Raw genomic sequence first — 26298 nt, 5'->3', positions numbered from 1 at the left:
CCGCAGCCACAACACGTTCACGAAGATCAGTCGAAAGAGGTGCCGCCATCGATGCTGGCCTCCAATCCAGCATCAATCTTGAATCACAACTCACCAAAAACTGGAATCCCCAGAGTCAGCCTCACAGTGAAACGGCCTAGTGGTCGTGAATCAAATAATAATCCCCGGCCCCCAAAACCCCACTACACTCCAAAAAGTCAGAAGCCCCGATGATCGCTCATCGAGGCCCCTGGCTTGCTGCTTAACTTTTGGGTGCGGGTGAAACCGGGTTCAGACCTGCTGAACCGATTCCACGCCCGGCACGAAGTGACGGAGGAGATTTTCGATACCGCTCTTGAGGGTCGCGGTCGAAGAAGGGCAGCCCGAGCAGGCGCCCTGCATGTGGAGGAAGACGGTGCCTTCCTTGAAACCGCGGAAGATGATGTCGCCGCCATCCATGGCCACTGCGGGACGCACGCGCGTCGCCAGCAGTTCCTTGATGACTTCGACCATTTCCTTGTCTTCTTCTTCGAAGAATTCTTCGCCGGCGGCAAAATCGGTATCGACTTCACCACCTTCGGCGATGACCGGCTTACCGGAGAGGAAGTGATCCATGATCACGCCGAGAATGGCCGGCTTGATATGGGCCCAGTTGGTGTCATCCTTGGTCACCGAGATGAAATCGGAGCCGAGGAAAACGCCGGTGACCCCGGAAATGCCAAAGAGGCTGGCGGCCAGCGGAGAGGCTTCGGCGGCATCGACATTGCGGAAATCGCGCGGCTCGCCGACCAGCACATCGCGACCGGGCAGGAATTTGAGCGTCGCCGGATTGGGCGTGGCTTCGGTCTGGATGAACATAAACTCTCTCCGTGGAGTAGACTTAGAACGCTTCTAAATTAGTGAGCGGATCGCCGCAAGCCCAATTTGCGCTGCTTTGTCGCGTGGCGCGCTATGGCTGGTATGCGCTAGCACCATATCATGATCGCTCTATTCAGATATATCGGCGTCGCCGAAGGCATTACAACCCTCCTGCTGTTCGGTCTCGCCATGCCGGCCAAATACTGGTTCGGCTATCCCGATCTCGTCCCGCCCATCGGACTTATCCACGGGGTCGCCTTCATCGCCTATATTCTGGCAATGACGATCTGCCTGCCGGGGAGGGGATTTTCGGGGTTTGAGTGGATGCGCACGACGCTGGCGGCGTTTATTCCGTTGGGGACGTTTCTCAACGATCCGTTCCTGAAGCGCAGGCAGCTGGCCGAGGCTTCCCAGTAGACCTCATCCTGAGGCGCGAAGCGTAGCGTAGCCTCGAAGGGCGAGGGCGTGCCTGATACCTCGCCCTGCGAGCGTAGCTCTTCGGGCCTGTTAAGCTCAAATCGCTCCACCGGAGCGATTTGCCCCGAAGGGGCGCTAACAGATCGCGATAATCTCTTCGTCGCTCATCCGGCCGGGCACGATGGTCAGCGGGATCGGCAAGGCATTGGCGCGGGCCGCGAAGTGGGTGACGAGCGGGCCGGGGCCCTCGGTCGATTTGGACGCCGCCAGCACCAGAATGGCGATGCCGTGGTCCTTGTCGATCAGTTGTTCGATCTGTTCGGGTCCATTGCCCTCGCGAATGACCGATTCGGCCCGCACATCGCCGATTTCCTTGATGCGGGCGAGACGCTCGTCGAGATTGCGTTCGGCTTCCTCGACCGCTTCGGCCCGCAACACGTCTTCGACGCCCATACCGATGAATTCAGGCTTGGGGATCACGGTGACGAGCACGACCGTGCCGCCGGTTCGCTTGGTGCGAAAGGCGGCAAAGGTCAAAGCGCGGTCGCATTCTTCCGTCTCATCGATGACGACAAGGAATTTACGTTTGTATTCAGTATCGTACAAAGGCGCCTCCGAACTAGCGGATGAAACCGACGATGCGGCGAACGTCGTGCATGGTCTTTTCGGCCAAGGCCGCAGCCCGCTCACCGCCGTCGCGCAGAATGCCGTCAATGGTGGTGGGATCGTCGATCAGGCGGCGCATTTCCCCGGCCATCGGCGCGAGCTGGGCCACGGCCAGATCAGCCAGAGCCGGCTTGAACTTGCCCCAGCCATGGCCCCCGAACTCCGCCAGAACTTCGGCCTTGGTCTTGTCGGAGAGCGCGGCATAAATGCCAACGAGGTTATCGGCCTCCGGACGTTCCTTGAGGTCCGCGACCTCAAGCGGCAATTCGGCCGGGTCGGTCGTCGCCTTCTTGATCTTCTTGGAAATGGCGTCGGCATCATCGAGGAGAGAAATGCGCGACTGGTCGGAGGGATCCGACTTGCTCATTTTCTTGGTCCCATCGCGGAGGGACATGATGCGCGTCGCCGGGCCCGCGATCAGCGGCTCGGTGATCGGGAAGAAATCGGGATCGAGACCCTGTTCGGCGATCGAGGCGGCATAGTCATTGTTGAACTTTGCCGCGATGTCGCGCGTCAGTTCCAGATGCTGCTTCTGATCGTCGCCCACCGGCACGGCGGTCGCCTTATAGAGCAGAATGTCGGCAGCCATCAGCGAGGGATAGGCGAGCAGACCAAGCGAAACGTTCTCGGAATTCTTGCCGGCCTTGTCCTTGAACTGCGTCATGCGGTTCATCCAGCCGATGCGGGCCACGCAGTTGAACACCCAGGCCAGCTCGGCATGCTGCATGACCTGGCTCTGGTTAAAGACGATCGAGCGCTTGGGATCGACGCCCGCAGCAATGAAAGCGGCAGCGACTTCGCGCGTAGCGCGGCGCAGGGCATTGGGCTCCTGCCAGACGGTGATCGCATGCATATCGACCACACAATAGAGGGTCTCATGCGTGTCCTGAAGGGGCACGAAACGGCGGATGGCGCCGAGATAATTGCCCAGATGCAGATCGCCGGAAGGCTGGATGCCGGAAAAAACGCGAGGAGAAAAGGCCATGGGTCCCAGGAGCGGATGATAGGCAGATGGCCCCGTTCTATACGGAGCCGAGCCGATTGGAAACCATCAGCGGGAGCGGCGCAGACGCCGCAGCAGCGTTCCAAGGCGCTGCGTGCCGCTGACGTGGATCAGGGTAAAATAGAAGATGACGCCATAGGCAATGAGCGCGCCGACCACCAAAGCCTGCCGCCAGAGCGGCGCGCCGGCAGCGATGTGGTGCGCGCCGTGATCGGCCAGCAACATCAGGCTCAGGCCCATGGCGGCGCTGATCAAGACGATCATGATATGGCCCCACCATTGGCTGCGCGGCAGGGAAAAATGCCCGCGTAGGGCGAGCGTGGCGGCCAGCAGCACGACATTGATCCAGGACGAGACGGCCGTCGCAATGGCAATGCCGACATGAAGCATGCTTGGGAACAGCCAAAGCGAAATGCCGATATTGGCAGCGACACTGATACCGGCAAAAATGGTCGGCGTGACCGTGTCTTCACGAGCGAAAAATCCCGGCTGCAGGACGCGGATCAGCACATAGGCAGGGAGGCCCGTGGAGAAGGCGACCAGCGCTTCGGCTGTTTGCTTCGTCGCCAAAGCATCGAACGCACCGCGCTCGAACAGCAGACGCACGATCGGCTCGGCCATGCCGATGAGGGCCGCGGCGGCCGGCATGGTGAGCAGCATGGCGATGAACAGGGACTGTTCCTGGCTCGCCAGTGCATCGGCCTTGCGACCGCCCTTGAGGTGCCGGCTGAGCTCAGGCAGCAGCACCGTGCCGATGGCGATGCCGATAATGCCGAGCGGCAATTGGTAGAGCCGGTCGGCATAGGAGAGGATGGAAATGGCGCTGTCGGCGCCCGACGCAATGATGGTGCCGACGAAAATATTGATCTGGGTAATGCCGCCGGTGAGGATGGCCGGGATGGCCAACACCCAGAAACGCCGCACTTCCGGATCGAAGCGGGGCAGGCGGAAATCGGGCCGGAAGCCAGTGCGTTCGATCGCTACCCAAACGAGCCAGAGCTGGGCAATGCCGCCGAGCATGGTGGCGATGGCGACCCAGAACGTGGCGCTTTCCGGCTCCTGCAGCCAGAAGGTGGCCAGCGGAACCAGCGCGGCGATATTGACGATATTGAGCAGCACCGGGGCAAAGGCGGCTGCAAAAAAGCGGCCCAGCGAATTGAGAATGGCCCCATAGGCAGCCATCAGCGACATGCAGGCGAGATAGGGGAACATGATCCGCGTCAGCATGACGGTCAGATCGAATTTTTGGCTATCGTCCACGAAGCCGGGGACGAAAGCGATCATGATCTGCGGCATGAAGATTTCGACCACGATGGTCACCACGACCAGCATGGCGACGAGCCAGCTCATGATCTTGGAGGCGAGCAGTTTAGCGCCGTCATCGCCCTGCTGCTCCAGTGCGCCCGAGAACATCGGCACGAAAGCGGTATTGAAGGCGCCCTCGGCAAAGAGCCGGCGGAAGAGATTGGGGAAGCGGAAGGCGGCGTTGAACGCGTCGGCCGCCGGGCCGACGCCCAGAACGGCAGCCATCAGCGCATCACGGACAAGCCCAAAGACCCGGCTGACCAGCGTCCAGGCGCCGACCGAGAAGAAATTGCGGAAGAGGCTCAAAGAGGCAGATCAGCCATTCGCCGCCTTCTTCTCCTCGGGGCGTTCAAACACATCCATCAGCGCGCCATAGATTTTGCGCTGCCGCTGTTTCACGTGAATCTTCTGGCCCGTCAGGTCTGTGACGTAAAAAACGTCAACGGCCTTTTCGCCATAGGTGCCGATATGGGCGGAACCGATGGTCAAATTGAGATCAGAGATTTCGCGGGTCAACGCATAGAGAAGACCGATGCGGTCGAGGCCGGAAACCTCGATGACGGTAAACTTTTCCGAGATGGCATTGGAGACCGAAACCTGGGCCGGGAGAGCAAAGGGCTTCAGCCGCTTGTTGTGGCGCGATTCCTTGCCCAAATCGATCAGCACAGTGCGCTTGCCCTGCAGGAGCTGCTTGACCGTGTCGATAATACGAGTGGCACGGACCTTTTCATCCTCGTCCGAGGTGAAGGAGCGACGCAGCCTGAAAGTGTCGATGGCGCGGCCGTCGCGGGTCGAAAAAATCTGGGCTCCGATAATGGAGGCATCCTGCATGGTGCAGGCGCCGGCGATCAGCGAGAGCAGGCGCGGGTGGTCGGGTGTATAGAAGCTGACCTCGGTAATGCCCTCAAAAGCCTTTACGCGGATCGAACCGGCGAAGGGCTGATTGGCCTCGTCGGCCTGGCGGATCATGCGGGCGTGTTCGATCTGCAATTCGGGCTCGGCGCGCAGCCAATAATGGTCGTAGTGACGCGCGGCATAGGTCTCCACCTCGGCCGGTTCCCATTTGACCAGCGCTTCGCCCAAAGCATCCTTCGCGGCCTGCACGCGGTCGGATTGGCTGACCTGGCTATGCCCGCCGGACAGCAGCGGCTCGGTCGCGTAGTAGAGCGCGCGGAGGAGGGAGCCTTTCCAGCCGGTCCAGGTGCCGGGACCCACGGCGCGGATATCGCAGGCGGTGAGGATCATCAGCAGGGCCAGGCGCTGCGGCGATTGCACCACATCGGCAAAGGCCTTTGCCGTTTCAGGGTCCTGAATATCGCGAGCCTGGGCGATTTCACTCATGAGGAGGTGATATTCGATCAGCCAGGCGACGGTGTCGGTCTCGGCGGCATTGAGGCCGAAGCGCGGACAGAGCTTTTTGGCGAGACGCGCGCCGGCAATGGAATGATCTTCGGGCCGGCCCTTGGCGATATCGTGGAGAAAGAGGGCGACATAGAGCAGCCGCGTGTCATTGAGCTGCGGCAGCAATTCGTGCGTCAGCGGCAGTTCCTGACGCAGCCCGCCATTGGCGATGTCGGCCATGCAGCCGACGGCGCGGATCAGGTGCTCGTCCACCGTATAGTGGTGATACATGTTGAACTGCATCAGTGCGACGATCTTGCCGAAATCGGGCACGAATTTGCCGAGCACGCCGCTCTCGTTCATCTGGCGCAGGATCCGCTCGACATAGAGCGGGCTCGTCAGAATGGTCAGGAAATAGCTATTGGCCTTGGGATCGTTCCTGAGCTTGTTGTCGATAAGGCTGAGGCTGTCGCGGATATGCTTGATGGCGTCGGGGTGGAACAGCAGCTCCTCGCGTCCGGCCACCATGAACATTTTTATCAGATTGACCGGATCCCTTTCGAAGGCATCCGGGGTCGCGACATTGAGGCGGCCGGTGTCGATGACGAAATCGGTTTCGCCCTTGATCTTGGTCTTGCCGGCACGGAAGGGCGCCAGCACCCGGCCAACCAGATCCATATCCTTGGCATGGCGGAATTCGAGGCTGGCGCAGATGATGCGGGTCAAATCGCCCACATCCTTGGCGACGAGGAAATAGCGCTTCATGAAGCGCTCGACACCGAGCATACCGATACGCTCGGCATAACCCATGCGGCGGGCGAGGTCGGGCTGCACGTCAAAAGTCAGCTTCTCTTCGGCACGATGGGTGACGAAATGGAGGTGGCAGCGGACGGCCCAGAGAAAATCCTCGGCGCGCTGAAACAGGCGATATTCGGCATCCGTAAGAACGCCCTTGGCGACCAGTTCGTGGCTGGTTTTCACCTGATAAAAATATTTGCCGATCCAGAACAGCGTGTTGAGATCGCGCAGCCCGCCCTTGCCGTCCTTGATATTGGGCTCGACGACATAGCGGGTATTGCCCATCTGCCGGTGCCGCTCATCGCGCTCGGCCATCTTTGCAGCAATGAATTCCGGGCCCGTCTTGGGCATGATCTCGGTTTCAAAGCGTTTTACGAGGTTGTCGAACAGCGACTTGTCGCCGGTAAGAAAGCGCGCTTCGAGCGTTGCGGTGCGCACGGTCATGTCGGCGCGGGCCATGCGGATACATTCATCGACCGAGCGGACGGCGTGGCCGACCTTCTGACCGAGGTCCCAGAGCATATAGAGGATATATTCGGTGACCTGCTCGCCCCAGGGGGTCTGCTTATAGGGCAGGATGAAGAGGAGATCGATGTCGGAGCCCGGCGCCAGCGTGCCGCGGCCATAGCCGCCAACGGCCGAGAGCGCGATGGCCTCGGCGCCGGAGGGATTGTCCACCGGGTAAACGCGGGTGGTCGCGAAAAGATAGACGGCGGTGATGATCTCGTCTTCGGCCGAACAAAGGTTTTGCGCGCAACGCGTGCCTTTGTTGGTGGCGAGCAGTTCGGCCTCGGCATCTATCCTCGCCTCGGCCAGCGTGTGGCGCATATGGGCAAGGACGGCAGTGCGGGCCGCCGGGGATTTGGCGGGTTGGTCGCCCACCAGCGCGTCGAGTTCGACGAGAAGGGTGTCCGCGGTCTTGAGGGCGAAATGCGCTTTGCGCGGCTTGGCTTCAGCGTCGACGAGCGTCATCGCGTAATTTCTTCAATTCGTAGAGCGCTTCGATGGCTTGTTTGGGCGTCATATCGTCGGGGCGGACGGCATCGAGCGCTTCGTGAATGGGATCCTTGCTCTTTACTGCCGGGGCAGGCTGATGGGCAAAGAGCGGCAAATCGTCTAGCACGCTGGCTTTCTGGCTGGAAGAGGCGGTGCCGGCCGAGCGTTGTTCGAGCACATCAAGCACCTGTTTGGCGCGGTTGATGACCGGATCGGGAAGACCGGCAAGCCGGGCCACCTGAATGCCATAGGAGCGATCGGCAGCACCGGGTCCGACTTCGTGGAGGAAGACGACTTCGCCTTCCCATTCGCGCACCTTCATCGTCACATTGGCGACGCGGCTGAGGGTTTTGGCAAGGCTGGTCAGTTCGTGGAAATGGGTCGCAAAAAGCGCGCGGCAGCCGGTGGTTTCGTGAAGGGCTTCCACCGACGCCCAGGCAATGGAGAGACCATCGAAAGTCGCGGTGCCGCGGCCGATTTCGTCGAGCACGACCAGCGAGTGGCGCGTGGCGCGATTGAGGATGGCCGCGGTTTCGACCATTTCGACCATGAAGGTCGAGCGGCCATGGGCGATGTCGTCTGATGCACCGACGCGGGAGAAGAGACGGTCGACGACGCCGATATGGGCACTTTCGGCCGGCACGAAACAGCCCATCTGCGCGAGAATGGCGATGAGGGCGTTCTGGCGGAGGAAGGTCGATTTACCGCCCATATTGGGGCCGGTGACCAGCCAGAGTTTGCCGCCGCCGACATCATCACTGCCTGAGAGATCGGCGTCATTGGCCACAAAACTCTGGCCTTCGGCCCGCACCATTTGTTCCACGACCGGATGGCGCCCGCCGACAATGGCGAAAGCAAGGCTGTCATCGACCTGGGGGCGACAATAAAAGCGGGTGGCGGACACTTCGGCGAGAGCGGCTGACACGTCGAGTTCGGCCAGAGCGTCGGCGAGACCCTGCAATTCGCCGGTGCGAGCAAGCACGTCCTCGCGCAGTTGGGTGAAGATGCGCAGTTCGATTTCGAGCGCTGATTCGTGCGCCTTGGCGATGCGACCTTCGAGTTCGGCGAGTTCCGTCGTCGTAAAACGCATGGCGTTGGCCAGCGTCTGGCGATGGATGAAGATTTCCCGATGCGGCGACTCCAGCAGTTTTTGGCCATGGCTGGCCGGGACTTCGACGAAGTAGCCGAGGACGCCATTGTGCTTGATTTTGAGGGACCGGACATCGGTCTCGTCCATCAGGCGAGCCTGCAAGGCGGCGACGACGGCGCGGGTTTCGGAGCCGAGCGCGCGTTCCTCGTCGAGCTTGCCATCGTAGGCAGCGCGGACAAAGCCGCCGTCGCGGGAAAAGAGTGGCAGTTCATCGTCGAGCGCGAGGCCGAGTTCGGAGGCCAAGGCAAGCGGAGCAGCGCCCAGGGTTTTTGTCAGGTGCGACAGGACATTTGGCAGGTCTGGTTGACTGCCGAGATCGGCGGCGAGTTCCAGCGCTGCGGCAACCGCCCGGCCGATAGCAGCCAGATCGCGTGGACCGCCGCGTTCGAGCGAGAGGCGGGAGAGGGCGCGGGCCAGATCGGGAGCGGATTTGAGATCGGCGCGGAGGCGAGCGCGGAGCAGAGGATCGCCGACGAGGCGTTCGACGGCATCGAGGCGGTCGTTGATGGCGCGGGCATCGCGGAGGGGCGCGGCGAGGCGGCTGGCGAGGAGACGGGCGCCAGGGGCGGTCACCGTCAGGTCGATCGATTGGCGGAGCGAGCCTTTGGCCTGGCCGCGCTGGGTCTGGAGGATTTCAAGGCTCGAGCGGGTGGCGGCGTCGATGGCGAGAACCGCGTCGCTCGCTTGCAGGATCGGGGCACGGAGCGGGGCGGTGCGGCCCTTCTGGCTCTGGTCGACATAGGCGACGAGGGCGCCCATGGCGGAGCGGCCGGCGCGGGAGAGGGCGGTGGGATCGAAAAGATCGGCCGGAAAAGTGCGGCGCAGGAGTTGGAGGGCGGTTTCGCTATCGGCGGCTTCGGGGGCGATCGAGGAAGCGATGGCGGTCCATGCCGGGGCGAAGAGATGTTTTTCGACAAGTAGCTGCCGCGTGGCATCGGTGAGCAAAAGTTCGGCCGGGGCGATGCGGGCCAATTCGTCGGCGAGGCGGTCGACGGGCAGGTCGGCGACGAAGGTTTCGCCAGTGGAGATGTCGGCCCAGGCCAGGGCGAAATCGGTTTCGCCGTGGCGCACCATGGCGAGGGCGGCTAGATAGTTGGCCGAGCGGGCGTCGAGGTGATCATCCTCGGTCAGGGTGCCCGGGGTGACTAGGCGAACGACGTCACGTTTGACGACCGATTTGGAGCCGCGCTTCTTGGCTTCGGCCGGGTCTTCGATCTGCTCGCAGATAGCGACGCGATGGCCTAGCCGGATCAGCTTGTTGAGATAATCGTTCGCCGCATGGATGGGCACACCACACATGCCGATATCTTCGCCCAGGTGCTTGCCGCGCTTGGTGAGAACGATGCCCAGAGCGGCGCTGGCGATTTCGGCGTCTTCGAAGAAGAGCTCGTAAAAATCGCCCATGCGATAGAACAGCAGATAGCCCGGATTGACCGCCTTGATCTCGAAATACTGCGCCATCATCGGCGTCAGCACCGCCGTGGCGGCGCTGTTCTGGGCCTCGAAAGGGGTTTGGTCCATGAGCTCGGCTAATTCGGGGCAAGGGAAAGACCGAGATTAGGACCTTGAGGTTAAGAAGCCAACTCCTTCGCTTTGGGTTTGCAGAACTGTTTATGCGTGCGGCATGTCACGGATCATCGAGGCAGAGGCCACCGTGCGCCGATAAAGATGCCAGGTGGCATGGCCGAGAATGGGCAGGATGACCGCGAGACCCACAAACAAGGTAAGAGCTCCAACAAAGACCGACACCCCGACGATAATACCCCAGGCGAGCATGGGGATAAGATTGCGCATGACGGCCCGGAACGAGGTTTCGACCGCCACATAGGCGCCGACATCGCGATCGAGCAGCAGCGGGAAGGCGACGACGGAGGTGCAAAGCACGACGAGCGCGAAACAGGCGCCGATGGCTGTGCCAATGATCGCCAGCGTCATGCCGCCGGGTTCGGCAAAGACCTGGGTGAAGAGACCCTGAAAGCTTTGCGGGGGCGCGGAGCCGAAGAGACTTTCATAGAGGGCCTGGGCGCTGGTGAGCCAGAGGGTGAAGAGCACGAAGAGCATGGCGCCGATGGCAAGAATGCTGCCGATGGCGGGGGAGCGGATGACGTTGACGGCATCGCGCCAGGACGGGTCTTCGCCCATTTCGCGCCGCCGGGAGATTTCGTAGAGCGGCAGGGCGGCGACCGGGCCGATCAAGGCAAAGCCGCCGATCAGCGGATAGAGCAGGGGCCAAGTATAAAAGCCGTTCATCCAGACGGTGAGGACGATGCCGATGATGGGATAGATCAGCATCAGCACGACATAGTGGCTGGGCTTGGCCCAAAAGTCCTCGGCACCGCGCCGGAGGGCCAGCATCAGATCGGCAAGAGTGATGGATTGGATGACGGGCATATCCAGCTTGTCGCCGGCGCCGGTCATGACGTGCATATGGGCCATGGCATTACCTCCTCGTGCAAGGAAGCCGCAGAGACGCGAATTGCGCATAACCGGCGCGAGACGCAGACCCTGCGACCGCTAACGAATAAAGCCTACGCCCGGCGCGGAAGCTTGTCGCCCCACGCCGGAAAATTGTGATCACGCCTTGGCGAGGGCCTGTTCGATATCGGCGATGATGTCGTCGATATGCTCGATGCCGACCGAGATGCGCACGAGGTCTTCCGAGACGCCGGCCTTTTTCAGTTCTTCGGGCGAGAGCTGGCGATGGGTGGTCGAGGCAGGATGGCAGGCGAGAGACTTTGCATCGCCGATATTGACGAGGCGCAGGATCATTTCGAGCGCGTCGATGAAGCGGCCGCCCGCTTCCTTGCCGCCTTGAATCCCGAAGGACAGGATGCCCGAGCCGGAGCCTTTCGAGATCTTCTTGGCCACCGCATTGTAGGGACTGTCCGGCAGGCCGGCATAATTGACCCATTCCACCTTGGGATGGCTCTTCAAATAGTTCGCAACCTTGAGGGCATTTTCCGAGTGGCGTTCGATGCGGAGGCCGAGGGTTTCGAGGCCCTGTAGAATCTGGAAGGCGTTGAACGGGGAAATCGCCGCGCCGGTATTGCGCAGCGGCACGACGCGGGCGCGGCCGATATAGGCCGCCGGCCCCAGCGCCTCGGTATAGACGACGCCGTGATAGGATGGATCGGGCTCGTTGAGGACCGGGAAGCGCTTGGCATTGGCCTTCCAGTCGAATTTGCCGCTATCGACGATGATGCCGCCGATGGAGGTACCATGGCCGCCGATATACTTCGTTAGCGAATGAACGACGATATCGGCACCGAAATCGAAGGGGCGGGTCAGGTACGGGGTCGCCACGGTATTGTCGACGATGACCGGGATGCCATGGCGATGAGCGATTTCGGCAATCCTCTCGATGTCGACGACATTGCCGGCCGGGTTGCCGATGGATTCAAGGAAGACGGCCTTGGTCTTGTCGTCGATGGCCTTTTCAAAGCCGTCGTAATCGTCATGGGCGACGAGGCGGGCTTCGATGCCCTGACGCGGGAAGGAATGGACGAAGAGATTGTAGGTGCCGCCATAAAGCTGGGCGATGGAGACGATATTGTCGCCGACGCCGGCGATGGTCTGGATGGCGTAGGTGATCGCCGCCATGCCCGAGGCAAGGGCGAGGCCGGCAATGCCGCCTTCAAGCTCGGCAACGCGCGCTTCGAGCACGGCGGTCGTGGGGTTCATGATGCGGGTATAAATATTGCCCGCAACTTTCAGATCGAAGAGATCGGCGCCGTGCTGGGTATTGTCGAAGGTATAGGATGTCGTCTGGTAGAGCGGCACGGCTGCAGCCTTGGTGGTGGCCTCGGATTCATACCCGTGATGCAGGGCGATCGATTCTAATTTCATGTGGTTGCTCCTCTTGGTCCACGCGGGGCCAGAGTCGGCGCCGGCCAACGAAAAAACAAGTCGCGGCTGGGATAAGCCGTTCTATTGGTTTGAGAATTTTTGGAAAGGTTTGGGGGCAAGCGTTCTATGACGCCATAGCACTGTGCTCCCGCCAGCTTTTGCTGCGGGATTCTCTTTGGTGTTGGACGGACCCCGGAGCGGCATTCGCCTCGATGTGTTTTAGTAAGTGAAGCGGATACCGCTCCGGAGTGCTCTTTTTTCGCATGGAACTATCGGCGGCTTTTGATCGCTCGTCGCAAGCGGGCCAGCCCCGAACGTGCATGGGAGACGATCCCCTGCCGGGCCCCCTCGCCACTGTCGTCTGCAGACCGTCCGCGCGAGGTTGGATGGGGGTATTATGAAGGCATAATTGGGGGCGGGGATAAGATTGGATAGATTGGGGGGCCGTCACCTCTCCCTTTGGGGGGAGAGGTGACGAACCGCGCGCCTAACAGTTACTACGCCTTGCCGAGAAGGCTATCCACCTCGTAGCGATCCGAAGGATCGTGCTGGGGGCGATAGACAAAATAGTCGAAGGTGGCGGGGCCGGCGGTGCCGTTGAGGTCGTGGGCGGCGACGCCGACGAAGGCGCCCGTAAAGCTGCCATGGGCTTGATGGCCACCGCATTCGTCCGAGAGGATCGAGGCGTCGAGCACCGGGCCGATGGGCCGCAATTCCTCACCTTCAAGAGCGTAGAAGAATTGCAGCTTCTTGCCGCGAATGGTGAGGGCGAGTTTGATCTTGCCTTCATTCGGGATCTGCACCGGCTCAGAAGGGAAGCGCATATTGCCGTCGGGCCAGCTCATTTCCGAGGTCATGAGCAGGAGTTCGCGCTGGCCGTCGGAGTGGGCGGTTACCGCGAGATAGAAAAAATTGTAGCGGCTGTAATAGGCTGTCAGCCCCGCCATGGTGCGCTCGTCGGTGGTTTTGAAATCGACCACGGTTTCCGCGTCATAGGAAAAATGCTGCTGGCGGCGGGCGACCAAGGCCTGTTCGAACCAGGAGCCGATGGATTCGCGGCCGAACAAACGGAGTTTTCCGGTTTCGGTCGAGAAAATCCGCTCGGTCTCGGGTGTGCGGAGCCACTGGAAATCGAGCGGCATGCCGTTTTCAAAGGTGTAGCGCTGTTCGGCCCAATATTTGGCTTCGTCACGAGTGCCGGGCACTTCGACGTGGAGCGAGGGGACGGGGCCGTTTTTCACATAGAGCCAGTCATCTTCGCCCCAAAAAGCTTCCTGGATGGCCGTTTCGCGGCCGAGGACGCAGCGGCGCTCCTGAGTGGTGGGGCGGCCTGTGAGATGCACGAGATAGGTTTTTCCATCCGGCGTTTCGACGATATCGCCATGGCCGGCGCGCTGGAGGGCCGCGAGCGGGGCGTCCTTGGAGGTCAGAATGTGCTTGTCGGGATGGGTTTCGTAGGGGCCGTCGAGGTTTCGCGAGCGGGCAAAGGTGCAGGCATGGTCATAGGCCGTGCCGCCTTCGGCGGTGAGCAGGTAATACCAACCGTTTCGCTTATAGAGATGCGGGCCTTCGACCAGTTTCAGGTCGGTGCCCTTGTAGATGTTTTTTACCGGACCGACCAGTTTTCCGGCTTTGGGGTCAAATTCCTGGAGGGCAATGCCGGCGAATTTGAGCGGGCGGGTGCGGTGGTCCCAGAGCATGTTGACGAACCACTTCTTGCCGTCGTCATCATGGAACAAGGAGGGGTCAAAGCCTGAGGAATTGACATAGATCGGGTCGGACCAGGGGCCTTCGATCTTCTCGGCCCAGACGATGTAATTGTGCGCGTCCTTGAAGGAGCCGTCCTTCCTTTTGACATCGGTATAGACGAGCCAGAACTTTTCGCCGTCATGCGTCAGACAGGGGGCCCAGACGCCGCAGCTGTCGGGATCGCCGCGCATGTCGAGCTGGCTTTTGCGGGTCAGCGGGCGGGTGAGAAGGTCCCAATTGGCGAGATCCTTCGAGTGATGGATCTGCACGCCGGGGAACCACTCGAAGGTCGAGGTGGCGATATAGTAATCGTCGCCGACGCGGAGAATGGAGGGGTCGGGATTGAAGCCGGGGAGGATGGGATTTGTCAGTTGCGGCATCGCAAAATCCTAGGAAGCCGGCAGGTTCCGCCGGTATTGAATGAAGCCTGAGCGCTGCGCGACCTTGTCGTAGAGGGCGCGCGCCGTAGCATTGGATTCGTGGGTGAGCCAATAGAGGCGCGAACTGCCCTTGGCCGTGGCGTCCGCGGCCACGTGATCGATCAGCGCGCTGCCAAGGCCCGTGCCGCGGCCCTCAGGCGCGACGAAGAGGTCTTGTAGGTAGCAAGTATCGGCGATGGTCCAGTTGTGGCGGTGGAAAATCCAGTGCACCAGCCCAACCGGCACGCCATCCTGGAGCGCAAAAGCGCCCCAGGTGGGTTCATTGGGATCGAGCAGGCGCGACCAGGTCGAGGCATAGACCTCGTCGGGGAGGACGGTTTCGTAGAAGGCCAGATAGGCCTTCCACAATTGTGTCCACGCTTCCCGGTCGGTGGGCTCGATCAGCCGGATCATCAGACGAACCGGTTGACCAGGTTTTCGAGATATTCCTGGCGGCCAGAGCGCGGCTGCGGGTTGATGCCTTCGGCGTGAACCTTGGCGGCGATATCAGCCAGGCTCAGCTTGCCGCCGAGGATGTCCTTGCCAAGGCCATTGTCCCACCCGGCATAGCGATCATCGAGCAGCTTGTCGAATTCGCCGTCTTCGATGAGCGCGGCTGCGCCCTTGAGACCGCGCGCGAGGGTATCGAGGCCGCCGACGTGACCATGGAGCAGATCGGCCGGATCGAGCGACTGGCGACGCACCTTTGCGTCAAAATTGAAGCCGCCCTGGCCGAGGCCCCCCTGCTTGAGGATATAATAGAAGGCCAGGGCCATTTCGCCGGCATTATTGGGGAAATGGTCGGTATCCCAGCCCGATTGCAGATCGTTGCGATTGGCATCGACCGAGCCGAGCATGCCGAGCGAAGAAGCGACGGCGAGTTCGTGCTCGAAGGAGTGACCGGCGAGGAAGGCGTGGCCGACCTCGATATTGCACTTCACCCGCTTTTCGAGGCCGTACTTCTGCAAGAAGCCATAAACGGTGGCGACATCGTAGTCGTATTGGTGCTTGGAGGGTTCTTGCGGCTTGGGTTCGATCAGGATCTGGCCCTTGAAGCCGATCTTGTCGGCATGCTCGATGACCAGCGTCAGGAAGCGGGCCATCTGGTCCTGTTCCTGGCCGATCTTGGTGTTGAGGAGGGTTTCATAGCCTTCGCGGCCGCCCCAGAGCACATAGTTTTCGCCGCCCAGTTCGTGGGTCAGTTCGAGCACGTTCTGCACCTGGCCGGCGGCATAGGCGAAGATCGCGGGATCGGGATTGGTCGCGGCACCAGCCATATAGCGGCGGTTGGAGAAGAGATTGGCCGTCCCCCAGAGGAGTTTCTTGCCGGTCTCCTGCATCTTTTTGGCAAAGATATCGCCGATGACGCGGACGTTCTTGTTGCTTTCGGCGAGCGTTGCGCCTTCGGGGGCGATATCGGCGTCGTGGAAGGCAAAGAAGGGGACATCGAGCAGGTTCAGGAATTCAAAGGCTACGTCGGCCTTGAGCTTGGCGCCTTCAAGACCCTTGTCGAACCAGGGACGATCAAAGGTCCGGCCGCCAAAGGGGTCGCCGCCTTCCTGGGCAAAGGTGTGCCAATAGGCGACGGCGGGACGGATATGGTCTTCCATCCGCTTGCCGGCGACGATCTCGTCCTTGTTGTAGTGGCGATAGGCGAGGGCGTTCTTGCTGTTCGGCCCTTCGTATTTAACCTGGCTGATGCCCTTGAAAAAATCAGTCACTGACGTGCCTCCTCGATGGCGGGATAGAGCGCGCGGTATCGCGCATATTGGTCGGAATAGGCGGCCGACAGGGTTTTGTCGGGCGCGATGGTGGTTTTTATCGGCGGCATGGCCATGACGTCGGCGGGCTTTGCACCCTCGGCGGCGCAGAGGCCGAGACGGGCGGCGCCGAGCGCGCCACCGAAATCGCCGTCTTCGGGGAGGGCGATTTCCATGTCGAGATTGGTCGCCAGCATTTTGAGCCACAGCGCCGATTTCGAGCCGCCGCCGACGGCGAGCAGGCGGTCGATCTTGGTGCCGGCATCGGCGAGAACGCGCTGGCAATCGCGCATGGCGAAGGTGACGCCCTCCATGACGGCCTGGGCCATCTGGGCGGTGTCGGTCGACTGGGAGAGACCGGTGAAGGAGCCGCGGGCGCCGGCATTGTTGTGCGGCGTGCGCTCACCCGAGAGATAGGGCAGGAAGATCGCTTCGCCCGGGCCGGTAAATTGGGCTTCGGCTTCTTGGGAAAGCTCGGCCTGCTTTTTGCCGGTGATGCGGCTCAGCCAATTCAGCGAATCGGTGGCCGAGAGGATGACGCCCATCTGGTGCCAGGTGTCCGGGATGGCGTGGCAGAAAGCGTGGACGGCGCCTGCCGTATTGGGGCTGAAGCGCTCGTTGGAGACGAAGAGCACGCCCGAGGTGCCGAGGGAGACAAAACCCTCGCCGGGACGAATAGCGCCAATACCGCAGGCGGCGGCGGCGTTGTCGCCGGCGCCACCGGCAACGATGACGGCGCCATCCATGCCCCAGCGCTGCGCGAATTCGCGCTTGAGCTGCGCCGATGGCGCGGAGCCTTCAACGAGGCGCGGCATGTGATCGCGGGTGAGGCCGGTGACGGCGAGGAGATCGTCGGACCAGTCGCGTTTGGCGACATCGAGCCAGAGCGTGCCGGCGGCGTCGGACATGTCCTCGACGTGTTCGCCGGTGAGCAGCAGCCGGACGTAAGCCTTGGGCAGCAGGACTTTGGCGATTTTGTCGTAGATCGCCGGCTCGTGCTTGCGGACCCAGGCGATTTTGGGCGCCGTAAAACCGGGCATGGCGATATTGCCCGACAGCTGGCGCAGGGTTGGGAGCGCGGCTTCCATTTCGAGACATTCGGCGGCGGAGCGGCCATCGTTCCAGAGGATGCAGGGGCGCAGTACTTCGTCGTTTTTGCCCAGCAGCGTTGCGCCATGCATGTGGCCTGAGAGGCCAATGCCGCGGACCGCACTCAGTTCGGCCGGGTGCGAAGTTTTCAGCTTGTCCACGGCGGCGAGCGTTGCCGTCCACCAATCGGTCGGGTTTTGCTCGGACCAGCCGGGATGGGGGCGCACCGGCTCGACGGCGGGCGCGGAGGCCTCGCCGAGGGCGCGGCCGTGCTCGTCGATGAGCAGCGCTTTTACGCCTGATGTGCCGATATCAATGCCGAGATAGGTCATGAGGCACGTACCTCAATATTGGGAAAGCTCATCAACGGATCGTCCTCCTGCCCGTGTTTCCGGGCCCGCCCTCTTTGGAATTGGCTAGCCCTTCGCATGGCTCAGGGCGTTCGTTGCTTAAAAACGATCCACTGGATCGTTTTCCCCCTCCGGGTCGCCCCTCACTTACCTGAGATTGTCGCGCAGGAAAATGCCAATTTCAATGGGGTCGGTGGCGACAGTGCGGCTGGTACCCAAAGCGAGGGCGCGAGCGGCCGCGATAGCCTCGCGGATTTCGCCATCCGGGTTCTGGTCCAGCACCACATCCACGGCCCCGTTACGCAGGCCCTCGCGGGTGGGGGCGGTCAATTCGTGGGCGATAACGCGGAGATTGCCGGCGCGGCCAGAAATTTTGAGGGCGGAAACGAGGCCGGCATTGCCGGCGCCGAGATTGTAAATGCCGGAAAGTTTTGGGTTTTCGGCCAGCAGGTTTGCAACGAGGGCCTCGGTTTCCTGGCGCTCGTCATGACCTTCGAACGGGCCGAGGAGGTCGATGGTGGAAAAGTCAGCGGATAGAATCTGACGAAAACCTTCGAGGCGTTCGAGGTGATCGCGCAGATGCAGGGAGCCGGCGATGACGGCGACGGTGCCGCCCTGAGGCAAGAAACGGCCGAGGAGGGAGGCGGCAGTGCGGCCGGCGGCGACATTGTCGATGCCGATGAAATGGCGGCGATTGGAGCCGGGAAGATCCGAAACCAGGGTCATAACGGCAATGCCGCGGCGGGTGGCCGCTTCGACGGCGGCCAGAATATCGGGCTCTTCGGAGGTGACTATCACGGCGCAGTCGCAGCTTCGGGGATCGAGCGCATCGAGACCAGCAGCGAGCGCGCCGGTATCGAGGGCGCGGATGCGCTGGGTGCTCAAATGCATGCGATCGGACAAAGCCGGGCCGGCGCGGCGGGAGACGGCCTCGGCCAGAGCGTCCATGAACTCGTTGGAGCCATCGGGGATGAAGAAAACCACGCTGAGATCGCGGGAGCGGGCCATCAGCGAGGCATTGAGATCACGCGAGAAACCCAGCGTCTTGATCGCCTCTTCGACCTTTTCGGCGGTAGCCGAACGCACGCCGGGGCGCCCATTGAGAACGCGATCGACCGTCGCCAGAGACACGCCGGCTGCGCGCGCCACATCATGCACCGTTACCCGCCGCCGGGCCGCTTCATCACTCACACTATCCCCCGCCGCGGTTTCTTCTTGTTCCGTCGCACAGTTTGCGGAGCGCCCCAAAAGGTCAAGAGCGCCGTTGCCCCGCATGGGCAAATAGCGTTAAAGCTCCGCCCCGACAGAGTTGAGGGGATTGTCTATGGGCATCGACGTTTCGACCTTTGGCGAGCATGGCGGCAAGCGCGTCGATCAGTTCAGGCTGGTCAGCGATACCGGCGTCAGCGTCGATATCATCGGCTATGGCGTGGCCGTGCGCGATTGGCGCGTGCCGGTTGCCGGGGGCGAGCGCAGCGTCGTGCTCGGCTTTGATAATTTTGACGCCTATCCCCTACACAGCCCGCATTTCGGCTCGCTTGCCGGACGCGTCGCCAACCGGATCAAGGGCGCCAGCTTCGAGATCGATGGCGTGACCTACAAGCTGCCGCCCAATGCCGGCGAATTGCAGCTGCATGGCGGCGAAGAGGGGCTGGGCCGTCAGGTCTGGTCCGGCCAGGCCGACAGCGCCAACAATGCCGTGCGCTTCACCCATTTCTCGCCCGATGGCGCCATGGGTTTTCCGGGCAATGTCAATTTTGCCGCCACTTACAGCCTGCATGGAAACAAGCTTCGGCTGGAACTGACAGCCACGACCGACCGGGCGACGCCGATCAGCCTTGTGCAGCACCAGTATTTTAATCTGGGCACCAGCGACAACGTGCTCGACCACACGATCCAGGTCAATTCGAGCGCCTATACGCTGCTCGGCGACGATCTGGCGCCGACCGGCGCCATTCTACCCTCGCGCGGCACACAATACGATCTTCGCCAGCCGCGCACCATGCGCGACGCCAATGGCGCGCCGGTCGATTATGACATCGGCATGGCGCTCGACACTGGCCGCAAGCATTCCGATTCCATTGCTACGGTTGTTTCGCCCGCTAAGGATCTGACGCTGAAAATTTGGTCGGACCGACCGGGCGTGCAAGTCTACAATAGCGTCTGGACCGATATTCCGGTGCCGGGGCTCAATGGCAAGCGCTACGGCAAGCATGCCGGCTTCTGCCTCGAAGACCAGAATTTTGCGGACGCGCTGCACAATCCGCACTTCCCCAATATCATCCACACGCCCGAACGCCCCTATAGCCATTGGTGCGATATCGAAATCGCCTGAACCTGCTGACTTGGCCTGACATTTTTGGGCCGCGTGATCGGGACAGGATCATGCGGCCTTTTTCATTGTCAAAAATAAGATCAAAACATGAACAAAATTCATGTTTAGGCATGGATTTAGGGATAAGAATCTGGCAACCAGATTCGCCTTTGCGGGAGGGCAATGCATGGACAAGACCGAACGGCTTTTTGCCATTATGGATGCCCTAAGGCGCCATCGCCGGCCGATCACCGCTGCGGCCCTGGCCGAGGAGCAGGGCGTTTCGGTGCGCACGCTTTATCGCGATATTCAGACCCTTATCGGGCTCGGCGCGCCGATCGATGGCGAGGCGGGAATCGGCTATATGCTGAAACCCGGCTTTTTCCTGCCGCCGCTGATGTTTTCGCCCGAGGAGCTAGAGGCGCTGGTGCTGGGCGCGCGCTGGGTAGAGACGCAGCCCGACGATGGATTGGGCGCGGCGGCGCGCAATGCACTGGCGAAAATCGCCACTGCGTCGCCGGAAGACCTTCGTGACAGGATCAGCGATACCGCGCTCTGGCCGGTGGCTATTTGGGGCGGGCGCAAGCCCATTCCGGTGCTGGGCGACATTCGCCTCGCCATGCGCCAGGAGCGAGCGGTCACCATCGACTATGAAGACGAGCAGGGGCGGGCGACTTCTCGGACCCTCTGGCCGGTGGGCCTCGCCTTTTACGAGGGCAAGCAGACCATTGCCGCCTGGTGCCTGCTGCGGCAGGATTTTCGCAATTTTCGGACGGACCGGATCGTCAATCTGGTCATCACCGAAGATCGCTATGGCAAGCGGCGAGCGGCGCTGGAGCGCGAATGGCGAGACAGTTGGGTGCGCGATCGCCGGTATCACGAGGGCGAGGCGTAACCGGACGGATTCACGTGAAACACCGAGCCTTGTCTAGCGGAGGGGGCTGGTCAGTTTAGCGAACAAGCCCGCCAGGTCGCCGGCCCGGATAAGACCGAGAGCAAAGCCGGCAATCCAGAGCAAATGCACGCCGGCAATGAGCATTGTGGTGAGGACGTAGCCGTCCTTGCGCGTCTTGTGCCGGAAAATCTCCTGGCCGATCAAGCCGCCCAGAACACCAAAACAAAGGTCCACGCCTAACAAGGTCACTTCGCTGATGCGCCATTGCCCGCTTTCGGCCGATCGCTTGTCACTACCATAGGCTGCGAAAGACACGATGCCGACGGCGGCATAGAGGCCGGCAAGGAACCAGGGCAAATGACCAAGCGCGGCGCCGAGCACGATCAGAAAAGCCAGAAATCCCGCGAATGGCAACCGCCAGGTTGAACGGGTGTGCAACTCGGCGCCGCGCCGCATCTGCGCCAGCGTGGGCTTGGGATTGGCCCCGAGAATGGCAACCGAGCGGGCTTGCAGCCGTCCATCCACCCCCTTTTTCAGCGCAAAAGTGACCAGATCGCCGGTGCGCGGTCGCGTGGCGATACGGCTGATATTGGAGATGTGGACGAAGTAGCGCTCACCATCATCGCCGAGGATAAAACCGAAGCCACGACTGTCATTCCACTGCACCAGCTCGCCGCGCCGCACCATTTTTTTTCCTAAAAGATCGATTGGCGTAGGGGGAGTTTTACCGGACTGGAAAATCCCGTCTTCAGATCGTCCCAGAAGCGGTCGCGCAAAATTTCTGGAAAAACATGGTCTTGCGGCAGGTTTTCGCGCGAGAACCAGCCGGCCTCGGTGATGCTTTCGCCTTCCGCGGGGTTGGCTGAGACGTCGATTTCGCCCGAGACATAATCGGCCAAGAACCAGAATTTGACGATGCGGCCCCAATCGTCGACCAGTTCATCGATATAGGCCATGGAGCGCGCCGTGACGCGCAGGCCGGTTTCCTCAAAGGCTTCGCGCTCGGCTGTTTGCCAGAGCTCTTCGGCCCGCTCGGCCCCGCCGCCGGGCCCGGCCCAGAAATCGTGCACGCCCGGACGAAAATGGCGCACGAGCAGGATTTTTTGGTCGCGCAAGGCGAGGACGCCGGCGGAGATGCGGTGCTGCATGGGAACAAAAGACTCCGAAAATCAGGCGGCGCCGAAATTGAGGCGGTAGCTCAGGGCCTCGGCGATATGGGGCCGGGCCACCTTATCGACGCCGGCGAGATCGGCAAGCGTGCGGGCGACTTTGAGGACCCGGTGATAGGCGCGGGCCGAGAGATTGAAACGCTCGGCGGCCTGCAGGAGCAGGGTCTGGCTCTCCCGGTCGGGCTGCACCAGTTTTTCGATCAGGGTGGCGCCGGCTGACGCATTGGTGAGGATATCGGGCACACCGGCTGCCTCATAACGCTGGCGCTGGCGTTCGCGGGCGGCGGCAACGCGTTGGGCCACTGCGGACGAGGGTTCGGCTGAGCCGGCGGCGCCAATCATGTCACTGGCGGAAACGGCAGGCACATCGATGCGAATATCGATGCGATCGAGGAAGGGGCCGGAGACGCGGGCCTGATAATCGGCGGCGCAGGCATTGCCGCGCTTGCAGATATGGCCCGGGGTGCCCGCCATGCCGCATTTGCAGGGGTTCATGGCGGCGATGAGCTGGAAGCGGCTGGGATATGTCACCCTGGCATTGGCGCGGGCGATTACGGTCTCCCCGCTTTCGAGCGGTTGGCGGAGACTGTCGAGGACGCTGGGACCAAATTCGGGGAGTTCGTCGAGGAAGAGCACGCCATTATGCGCCAGGGTCGCTTCGCCCGGCCGCACTTTGAGGCCACCGCCGACCAAAGCCGCCATGGAAGCGGAATGGTGCGGCGCGCGAAACGGGCGGCGATCAGAGAGGGCGCCACCGGCCAGCTCGCCCGCGATCGACTGGATCATCGACACATCGAGCAATTCGCGGGCACTGAGCGGGGGAAGAATCGAGGGCAGGCGGGCCGCCAGCATGGATTTTCCGGCGCCGGGAGGGCCGACGAAGAGGAGATTGTGACCACCAGCGGCAGCGACTTCCAAAGCGCGGCGGGCAATGGTCTGGCCGCGGACATCGGCAAGATCGGGCAGGGCGGAGGCATCGATCAATTGCCGGGCGGGTTTTGGCCGCGCCTGCAATTGCCGGCCGACGAGATGATTGACGAGGGCGAGGAGACTATCGGCGGCGACAATGTCGATTTCGTCGCCGGCCCAGGCGGCTTCGGGGCCGGAGGCGGTGGGGCAGATGATGCCGAGATCGCGCGAGGCGGCGGCAATGGCGGCGGGGAGCACGCCGCCGACATGGGCGAGGCGTCCATCAAGACCCAATTCGCCCAGCACAAGATAGCGATCGATCGCATCTTGGGGAATGGCGCCCATGGCGGCCATCAGGCCAAGGGCAATCGGCAGATCATAGTGACTGCCTTCTTTCGGGAGATCGGCAGGGGCAAGATTGATGGTGATGCGTTTTGGCGGGAGGCCGAGGCCTGAGGCGACGAGGGCGGCGCGGACGCGCTCGCTCGATTCCTTAACCGCTTTGTCGGGCAGGCCGACAAGCAGGAATTTGGGATGGCCCGGCGCAATTTGCACCTGCACATCGACCGGCACAGCCTCGATGCCCTGGAACGCCACCGTCGCGACGCGCGTCACCATGTGGAATGCCCCCAAACCCCTCTCAACGCTAACAGAAGGAAGAGCCGAGTCAAGAACGGAGAGCGAACAAAGAATGGTCTATTAACCATGCATGCTGCCACATTGGTTACCCTAAACATCCATTAACCGCGCCATGTTGAATCAAAGGCTCAGTTTGTCTTTGTGTTCCGAGTGTATTGATGGCCCGCGCCTTCCGTTTGCCCGCCGCTTTTTCCACCCTGTTGCGCAATGCCGTGATGGGCCTGGCGGTGACGGCCCTGGCGGCCTGCGCCACCGGCGGCGGGCTTTATGGTGCCATTCCGGGCGACAATCGTCCGCACAAGGCAGTCGATCGGGCGCGGACCATGCCGGTGCAGGGCATTGACGTGGCGCGCTATCAGGAAAATGTGGATTTCGCCAAGGCGCGGGCGGCGGGCACCCATTTCGTCTTCATGAAAGCGACCGAAGGCAAAGATTATGTCGACCCCAATTTCCGCGTGAACTGGGAGCGCGCCAGGGATGCCGGCATGCCGCGCGGGGCCTATCATTTCATGACCTGGTGCTCGCTGGCCTCGGAACAGGCCAACTGGTTCGTGCAAAACGTGCCGGCCGATCCCAGCGCCCTGCCGCCGGTACTCGACCTCGAATGGAACAATCATTCGAGCTGCAAGGTGAAGCCGAACAGGGCGGATGCGCTCGAAAAAATCCGGCTGATGCTCGAAGTGATGGAGCGCCATACCGGCAAGCTGCCGATCATCTATACCGACATGAATTTCCACCGCGATGTTCTTTCGGGCGAGTATTTTCCCAACACGTTCTGGCTGCGCTCGACCGCCGCAGAGCCGCATGAACGCTACGAAAACCGGCCTTGGACTTTTTGGCAGTATACTCAAACAGGCGTGGTGCCGGGGGTGCGTGGCGAAGTGGACCGGAACGTCTTTTACGGCTCGACCAATGACTGGCTGATGTTCCTCTCCACCGGTTGCGATCCGCGTGCGATTGCCGCGCTGTCGGCCACGGGACGCTGTCAGTTCGCCAAATAGGTTAGCCGCCCAACAGGCCCGACGCCTTGATGCCGTCGAAGACGAACTGCACGGCCAGCGCGGCGAGCAGAATGCCGACGACGCGGGACACGACCGAAAGACCGGTAAGGCCGAGGAGGCGCTGGATCGGGATGGCGACGAGGAGCGTCAGCCAGGCCAGCGCCAAAATGACCACGATGGCCGCGATCACCAGCCAGAATTCGGCATCGGTACGCGCGCCGGTCGTGAGCAGGATAACGGCGCTGATGGCACCGGGGCCGGCCAGCAGCGGCATGGCGAGCGGAAAGACCGAAATATCCTGAGCGTGGCGCGCTTCGCTTTCTTCCTCGTCGGTCGTGCCGGTGCCGCCCGAATGGCGGGCAAAGACCATGTCGATGGCGATCAAAAGGAGCAGCACGCCGCCCGCGGTACGCAGGGCCGGAATGGTGATGCCGAAGACATCGAGGATGGCATTGCCGAGGAAGGCAAAGAACAACAGGATCAGCAGCGCGATGATAACGCCGCGGGTCGCAAAGGTGCGACGCTGAGCGGGGGTATTATCCTTGGTGAGCGCGGCGAAGATGAAGGCGATGTCGGCGACGCCAACGGTCGCAAAAAGCGTCGCGAAGGCGACGAGAAAAGCCGAAGTATCCACGAACGCCCCCGCAAAACCCAAAGCTGACACTTACGGGATTTGCGGGGTGTCGCCAAGGTTTGCCTAGACGCGGCGCTTTTCGATGGCGTCCCAGATGAGGACGGCGATGTCGGGGCCGCCGAAGCGCTTGATTTCGCGAATGCCAGTGGGGGAGGTGACGTTGATCTCGGTGAGGTAGTCGCCGATGACGTCGATGCCGACGAAAATCATGTCGCGCTCTTTGAGAGCAGGTGCAATCGCAGCGCAGATTTGTTTTTCGCGCTCGGTGAGCGGGGAGAGTTCCGGGCGGCCCCCGACATGCATGTTGGAGCGGGCTTCGCCTTCGGCCGGGATGCGATTGAGGCCGGCAATGGGTTCGCCGTCGATGATGATGATGCGCTTGTCGCCCTTGCGCACATCCGGAAGGTACTTTTGGATCATGAACGGCTCGGGATAGTTCTGCTCGAACAGTTCAATCAGCGAATTGAGATTGTGGTCGCCTTCCTGGATGAAGAAGACGCCGGCGCCGCCATTGCCGTAGAGCGGCTTGACGATGATATTGCCGTGTTCCCGGCGGAAGGCGTGGATTTCAGCCCGGTCGCGCGTCACCAGCGTCGGCGGCATCAATTCGGGGAAATCGGTCACGAGGATTTTTTCCGGCGCATTGCGCACGGCGGCGGGCGGGTTCACCACCAGCGTCTTGGGGTGCAGACGCTCGAGGATATGCGTGATGGTGATGTAATTCATATCAAAGGGCGGATCCTGACGCATCAGGATGACATCCTGGGTCGAGAGATCCTGGCGCCTGGCTTCGCCAAGGCTAAAGTGTTCGCCCTTTTCGGCGTCTTTCACCGTGATCGGCTGGACCAGTGCGGTGACGACGTTATCGCGCAGCGACAGGGTATTGGCGGTATAATGGAGCAGTTCATGGCCGCGGGCCTGGGCCTCTAGCATCATGGCGAAGGTCGAATCGCCGCGCGGATTGATGGTGGAAACGTGGTCCATCTGGACGGCGACTTTGAGCGACATTTT

Annotated in this window: 22 protein-coding genes; 4 read left to right on the top strand and 18 right to left on the bottom strand. The window is 61.7% G+C overall.

What is annotated here, in order from left to right; genetic code table 11:
* Positions 1-270 precede the first annotated feature (270 nt).
* Entirely contained in the window at positions 271-837 is a 567-nt protein-coding gene (locus tag ASD83_RS19400; protein WP_056314043.1) for a NifU family protein, read from the bottom strand.
* 120 nt (positions 838-957) lie between these two features.
* Here ASD83_RS19400 and ASD83_RS19395 point away from each other — a divergent pair, with 120 nt between their 5' ends.
* Positions 958-1254, top strand: a complete 297-nt coding sequence (locus ASD83_RS19395) for a DUF3817 domain-containing protein (protein WP_056314042.1) — start codon at positions 958-960, stop codon at positions 1252-1254.
* 135 nt (positions 1255-1389) lie between these two features.
* Here the strand turns inward: ASD83_RS19395 and ASD83_RS19390 are convergent, their stop codons facing one another.
* From ASD83_RS19390 to ASD83_RS19335, 12 genes are all read right to left on the bottom strand, one after another.
* Positions 1390-1860 carry a universal stress protein gene (locus tag ASD83_RS19390; RefSeq protein ID WP_056314041.1) on the bottom strand — a complete coding sequence of 157 codons (471 nt, stop codon included), beginning with the start codon at positions 1858-1860 and terminating at the stop codon, positions 1390-1392.
* 13 nt (positions 1861-1873) lie between these two features.
* Entirely contained in the window at positions 1874-2905 is a 1032-nt protein-coding gene (trpS, locus tag ASD83_RS19385) for a tryptophan--tRNA ligase (RefSeq protein WP_056314040.1), read from the bottom strand.
* A 66-nt stretch (positions 2906-2971) separates the two neighbouring features.
* Positions 2972-4534, bottom strand: a complete 1563-nt coding sequence (murJ, locus tag ASD83_RS19380) for a murein biosynthesis integral membrane protein MurJ (RefSeq protein WP_056314039.1) — start codon at positions 4532-4534, stop codon at positions 2972-2974.
* Between the two features lie 9 nt (positions 4535-4543).
* Complete coding sequence (locus ASD83_RS19375) at positions 4544-7339, bottom strand: [protein-PII] uridylyltransferase (protein WP_056314038.1); 2796 nt, start codon at positions 7337-7339, stop codon at positions 4544-4546.
* Positions 7320-10034, bottom strand: a complete 2715-nt coding sequence (mutS, locus tag ASD83_RS19370) for a DNA mismatch repair protein MutS (protein WP_056314037.1) — start codon at positions 10032-10034, stop codon at positions 7320-7322. The genes ASD83_RS19375 and mutS overlap by 20 nt, the downstream gene beginning before the upstream one ends.
* Before the next feature lie 90 nt (positions 10035-10124).
* Positions 10125-10949 (bottom strand): DUF2189 domain-containing protein, encoded by an 825-nt coding sequence (locus tag ASD83_RS19365; RefSeq protein ID WP_056314036.1) that lies wholly within the window; start codon positions 10947-10949, stop codon positions 10125-10127.
* A gap of 138 nt (positions 10950-11087) precedes the next feature.
* Positions 11088-12359, bottom strand: coding sequence for an O-acetylhomoserine aminocarboxypropyltransferase/cysteine synthase family protein (locus tag ASD83_RS19360; protein ID WP_056314035.1), 1272 nt, complete (start codon positions 12357-12359; stop codon positions 11088-11090).
* Positions 12360-12856: 497 nt separating this feature from the next.
* Positions 12857-14488 (bottom strand): glycoside hydrolase family 43 protein, encoded by a 1632-nt coding sequence (locus ASD83_RS19355; RefSeq protein ID WP_056314034.1) that lies wholly within the window; start codon positions 14486-14488, stop codon positions 12857-12859.
* 9 nt (positions 14489-14497) lie between these two features.
* Positions 14498-14941, bottom strand: a complete 444-nt coding sequence (locus ASD83_RS19350) for a GNAT family N-acetyltransferase (protein ID WP_056314033.1) — start codon at positions 14939-14941, stop codon at positions 14498-14500.
* Complete coding sequence (gene xylA / locus ASD83_RS19345; RefSeq protein ID WP_056314030.1) at positions 14941-16248, bottom strand: xylose isomerase; 1308 nt, start codon at positions 16246-16248, stop codon at positions 14941-14943. The genes ASD83_RS19350 and xylA overlap by 1 nt, the downstream gene beginning before the upstream one ends.
* Positions 16245-17708 carry a xylulokinase gene (gene xylB / locus ASD83_RS19340; protein WP_056314028.1) on the bottom strand — a complete coding sequence of 488 codons (1464 nt, stop codon included), beginning with the start codon at positions 17706-17708 and terminating at the stop codon, positions 16245-16247. The genes xylA and xylB overlap by 4 nt, the downstream gene beginning before the upstream one ends.
* Positions 17709-17873: 165 nt before the next feature.
* Positions 17874-18917: a LacI family DNA-binding transcriptional regulator gene (locus ASD83_RS19335; protein ID WP_162249196.1), complete on the bottom strand. Its 1044-nt coding sequence runs from the start codon at positions 18915-18917 to the stop codon at positions 17874-17876.
* A gap of 133 nt (positions 18918-19050) precedes the next feature.
* On the opposite strand from ASD83_RS19335, the gene ASD83_RS19330 reads away from it, so the two are divergent.
* Positions 19051-20061 carry an aldose epimerase family protein gene (locus tag ASD83_RS19330; protein ID WP_056314024.1) on the top strand — a complete coding sequence of 337 codons (1011 nt, stop codon included), beginning with the start codon at positions 19051-19053 and terminating at the stop codon, positions 20059-20061.
* Between the two features lie 166 nt (positions 20062-20227).
* Entirely contained in the window at positions 20228-20935 is a 708-nt protein-coding gene (locus ASD83_RS19325; protein ID WP_056314022.1) for a helix-turn-helix transcriptional regulator, read from the top strand.
* Positions 20936-20968: 33 nt separating this feature from the next.
* Here ASD83_RS19325 and ASD83_RS19320 read toward each other — a convergent pair whose 3' ends face one another.
* Genes ASD83_RS19320 through ASD83_RS19310 form a run of 3 tightly spaced genes read right to left on the bottom strand, consistent with a single transcriptional unit; the run spans position 20969 to position 23631 of the window.
* Positions 20969-21622, bottom strand: coding sequence for a DUF1294 domain-containing protein (locus ASD83_RS19320; RefSeq protein ID WP_056314020.1), 654 nt, complete (start codon positions 21620-21622; stop codon positions 20969-20971).
* Positions 21623-21630: 8 nt separating this feature from the next.
* The gene (locus ASD83_RS19315; RefSeq protein WP_056314018.1) at positions 21631-22083 is read right to left on the bottom strand and encodes an NUDIX domain-containing protein; all 453 of its coding nucleotides are present in this window, start codon (positions 22081-22083) and stop codon (positions 21631-21633) included.
* A 21-nt stretch (positions 22084-22104) separates the two neighbouring features.
* Positions 22105-23631 (bottom strand): YifB family Mg chelatase-like AAA ATPase, encoded by a 1527-nt coding sequence (locus ASD83_RS19310; protein WP_056314016.1) that lies wholly within the window; start codon positions 23629-23631, stop codon positions 22105-22107.
* A gap of 179 nt (positions 23632-23810) precedes the next feature.
* Between ASD83_RS19310 and ASD83_RS19305 the strand changes: the two genes are divergently transcribed.
* The gene (locus ASD83_RS19305; RefSeq protein WP_056314014.1) at positions 23811-24653 is read left to right on the top strand and encodes a GH25 family lysozyme; all 843 of its coding nucleotides are present in this window, start codon (positions 23811-23813) and stop codon (positions 24651-24653) included.
* 1 nt (position 24654) lies between these two features.
* Here ASD83_RS19305 and ASD83_RS19300 read toward each other — a convergent pair whose 3' ends face one another.
* Positions 24655-25287, bottom strand: a complete 633-nt coding sequence (locus tag ASD83_RS19300; RefSeq protein WP_056314072.1) for a MarC family protein — start codon at positions 25285-25287, stop codon at positions 24655-24657.
* Positions 25288-25350: 63 nt separating this feature from the next.
* Positions 25351-26295: a glutathione synthase gene (gene gshB, locus ASD83_RS19295; RefSeq protein WP_056314013.1), complete on the bottom strand. Its 945-nt coding sequence runs from the start codon at positions 26293-26295 to the stop codon at positions 25351-25353.
* Positions 26296-26298 lie beyond the last annotated feature (3 nt).

Source organism: Devosia sp. Root685, from assembly GCF_001427875.1.
In the GTDB taxonomy this organism is placed as follows: domain Bacteria; phylum Pseudomonadota; class Alphaproteobacteria; order Rhizobiales; family Devosiaceae; genus Devosia.
This window is presented reverse-complemented; position numbering and strand designations above follow the sequence as displayed.

Bases quoted from the DNA above. Each gene is read 5' to 3' on its own strand.
- ASD83_RS19350 (WP_056314033.1), bottom strand. From the start codon at position 14,941: ATGATCCGGCTGATCGAGCCCACCGACCGGGAAGCGTGGACACAATTG.
- ASD83_RS19365 (WP_056314036.1), bottom strand. From the start codon at position 10,949: ATGGCCCATATGCACGTCATGACCGGCGCCGGCGACAAGCTGGATATG.
- xylB (WP_056314028.1), bottom strand. From the start codon at position 17,708: ATGACCTATCTCGGCATTGATATCGGCACATCAGGCGTAAAAGCGCTG.
- ASD83_RS19330 (WP_056314024.1), top strand. From the start codon at position 19,051: ATGGGCATCGACGTTTCGACCTTTGGCGAGCATGGCGGCAAGCGCGTC.
- trpS (WP_056314040.1), bottom strand. From the start codon at position 2,905: ATGGCCTTTTCTCCTCGCGTTTTTTCCGGCATCCAGCCTTCCGGCGAT.
- ASD83_RS19355 (WP_056314034.1), bottom strand. From the start codon at position 14,488: ATGCCGCAACTGACAAATCCCATCCTCCCCGGCTTCAATCCCGACCCC.
- ASD83_RS19305 (WP_056314014.1), top strand. From the start codon at position 23,811: ATGGCCCGCGCCTTCCGTTTGCCCGCCGCTTTTTCCACCCTGTTGCGC.
- ASD83_RS19400 (WP_056314043.1), bottom strand. From the start codon at position 837: ATGTTCATCCAGACCGAAGCCACGCCCAATCCGGCGACGCTCAAATTC.
- ASD83_RS19360 (WP_056314035.1), bottom strand. From the start codon at position 12,359: ATGAAATTAGAATCGATCGCCCTGCATCACGGGTATGAATCCGAGGCC.
- ASD83_RS19325 (WP_056314022.1), top strand. From the start codon at position 20,228: ATGGACAAGACCGAACGGCTTTTTGCCATTATGGATGCCCTAAGGCGC.
- mutS (WP_056314037.1), bottom strand. From the start codon at position 10,034: ATGGACCAAACCCCTTTCGAGGCCCAGAACAGCGCCGCCACGGCGGTG.
- ASD83_RS19395 (WP_056314042.1), top strand. From the start codon at position 958: ATGATCGCTCTATTCAGATATATCGGCGTCGCCGAAGGCATTACAACC.
- ASD83_RS19320 (WP_056314020.1), bottom strand. From the start codon at position 21,622: ATGGTGCGGCGCGGCGAGCTGGTGCAGTGGAATGACAGTCGTGGCTTC.
- ASD83_RS19375 (WP_056314038.1), bottom strand. From the start codon at position 7,339: ATGACGCTCGTCGACGCTGAAGCCAAGCCGCGCAAAGCGCATTTCGCC.
- ASD83_RS19310 (WP_056314016.1), bottom strand. From the start codon at position 23,631: ATGGTGACGCGCGTCGCGACGGTGGCGTTCCAGGGCATCGAGGCTGTG.
- ASD83_RS19315 (WP_056314018.1), bottom strand. From the start codon at position 22,083: ATGCAGCACCGCATCTCCGCCGGCGTCCTCGCCTTGCGCGACCAAAAA.
- gshB (WP_056314013.1), bottom strand. From the start codon at position 26,295: ATGTCGCTCAAAGTCGCCGTCCAGATGGACCACGTTTCCACCATCAAT.